The 1,937-nt window shown below is 48.0% G+C and carries 5 protein-coding genes; all 5 read left to right on the forward strand.

Going from position 1 to position 1,937, the window contains the following annotated elements; all coding sequences use genetic code 11:
• Positions 1-207 (forward strand): ABC transporter C-terminal domain-containing protein (locus ACTHUE_RS17150; protein WP_440424049.1); only part of this gene is annotated, 207 nt, incomplete at its 5' end.
• Between the two features lie 90 nt (positions 208-297).
• Positions 298-729, forward strand: a complete 432-nt coding sequence (locus tag ACTHUE_RS17155; protein WP_003683270.1) for a type II toxin-antitoxin system RatA family toxin — start codon at positions 298-300, stop codon at positions 727-729.
• Entirely contained in the window at positions 722-994 is a 273-nt protein-coding gene (locus tag ACTHUE_RS17160; RefSeq protein ID WP_004519778.1) for an RnfH family protein, read from the forward strand. Before ACTHUE_RS17155 ends, ACTHUE_RS17160 begins: the two co-directional genes overlap by 8 nt.
• A gap of 54 nt (positions 995-1,048) precedes the next feature.
• A complete protein-coding gene (gene pth / locus ACTHUE_RS17165; protein ID WP_003683307.1) occupies positions 1,049-1,627 on the forward strand; it encodes an aminoacyl-tRNA hydrolase in 579 nt (192 codons plus the stop codon).
• Between the two features lie 107 nt (positions 1,628-1,734).
• Positions 1,735-1,937 (forward strand): ring hydroxylating dioxygenase (locus ACTHUE_RS17170; RefSeq protein WP_440424050.1); only part of this gene is annotated, 203 nt, incomplete at its 3' end.

Genomic DNA, 1,937 nt, shown 5'->3' on the forward strand with positions numbered 1-1,937 from the left:
GAACTCGATGCCCTGCCTGATGAAATCGCCGCTTTGGAAACCGAGCAGGCTGAAATCAATACCCAGCTTTCCGATCCTGAAATTTTCAAAGATTACGAAAAAGCAGGTGCATTGCAAAGCAGGGCTGAAGAAATCGAGATGTCGCTTTTGGAAAAGCTGGAACGCTGGGAATGGCTGGAAGCGAAACAAAATGGAGAAGCGGTTTAAATTGGGAGTTTTGTCCCAAAGTAGGGCAGATATTTTTCTAAATCATGCCGTCTGAACCCCGAATATTCAAAAACAAGGTCTACAACCAACATGAAAAAAGTCGAGAAAAACGTATTGGTGCTGCATAGCGCTAAGGAAATGTTTGAGCTGGTGGACAAAGTTGAGGACTATCCAAAATTTTTGCCGTGGTACAGCAAGACCGAAGTCATCGAACGTAAAGGCAATGAGCTAAAAGCGCGCCTGTTTATGGACTATATGCGCGTCAAGCAGTCATTTGCGACGCACAACCACAATATCCCGGGGCAGGAAATCCGCATGGATTTGCTCGAAGGGCCGTTTAAAACCCTGCGCGGCACTTGGAAATTTATCGACTTGGGCGATGATATGTGCAAAGTCGAATTCAGATTAGAATACGATTTCTCCAATGCCGTACTCTCTGCCATGATTTCCCCGGTATTCGGCCATCTCGCCGGCACGCTGGTGGATGCTTTTATTAAAGAGGCCGACCGCCGCTATGCTTGAGATTGAAATTGTTTACGGACTGGCCGATAGGCAAGTGTTGAAGGGTATGACCGTTGCCGAAGGAACAACCGTACGCGAAGCTGCCCGACAAAGCGGTTTGGAGATAGAGTTTCCGGAATTGGATTTACAGCAAGCGCCTTTGGGTATTTTCGGCAAGGCTGTGAAAGACGAAACAGCGTTGCGCGATGGCGATCGGATTGAGGTTTATCGCCCATTGTTGATTGATCCGAAAGAAGCGCGACGTAAACGCGCTGGGCAAGAATAAATCAAAGGCCGTCTGAAACTTTTTCAGACGGCCTGTCAAACTGAAAGAACAGTAATGAGCTTGAAAATTAAATTAATTGTCGGTTTGGGCAATCCAGGCCAAGAATACGAACAAACGCGCCACAATGTCGGCTTTTGGCTGTTGGACGAACTGGCATGGAAATGGAAAGTCAATTTTAAAGACGAAAAGAAATTTTACGGCGAAGTAGCGCGCGCCACTACGCCTGATGGTGATGTTTGGCTGCTCAAACCCATGACCTTTATGAACCGCTCCGGTCAGGCAGTAGCCGCTTTGGCTCAGTTTTACAAAATCAAGCCGGAGGAAATCTTGGTGGTTCATGACGAGCTGGATATTCCATGCGGCCGTATCAAATTCAAACTTGGCGGCGGCAACGGCGGACACAACGGCCTCAAAGACATTCAGGCTCGCTTGGGTACGCCTAATTTCTACCGCCTGCGCTTGGGTATTGATCATCCGGGCGACCGTAATCTGGTTGTCGGTTATGTGTTGAATAAACCGTCGGCGGAACACAGACAGCAAATTGATGATTCCATCGCCAAATCCCTGCAAGGATTGCCGGCCGTGTTGAATGGCGAATGGGAAGAAGCAACACGTTTTTTACACAGTAAGTAGCGTACCCAAACCAAACCAAACGGGCAGCCTTGCACATCATGTTCAGACGGCCTGAAAACAGGCAGTGTGATCTGACTAGTGATAAACGAATCAAAGAAACAGTAAATATGAACGAACTGACCAGTCTTATGCAGACCGAAGCCCCAGGCATTGTTGGCGAAACATTAGACTTCTGCCTTTACGAATGCAGTATTGAAGATGCCCCGGATGCAGAAGAAGTGGCACAATGGCGTGATATTTTGAAGGCGCGGGGTGGGAAATTTGTCCGCTTGGCAGATATCTGCCAAACATGGTTGGATGAAGAGGCCGA

It is taken from the genome of Neisseria sp. P0021.S005 (assembly GCF_051956955.1).

Coding starts and splice junctions, on each gene's coding strand:
- ACTHUE_RS17155 (WP_003683270.1), top strand. CDS start 298: ATGAAAAAAGTCGAGAAAAACGTATTGGTGCTGCATAGCGCTAAGGAA.
- ACTHUE_RS17160 (WP_004519778.1), top strand. CDS start 722: ATGCTTGAGATTGAAATTGTTTACGGACTGGCCGATAGGCAAGTGTTG.
- pth (WP_003683307.1), top strand. CDS start 1,049: ATGAGCTTGAAAATTAAATTAATTGTCGGTTTGGGCAATCCAGGCCAA.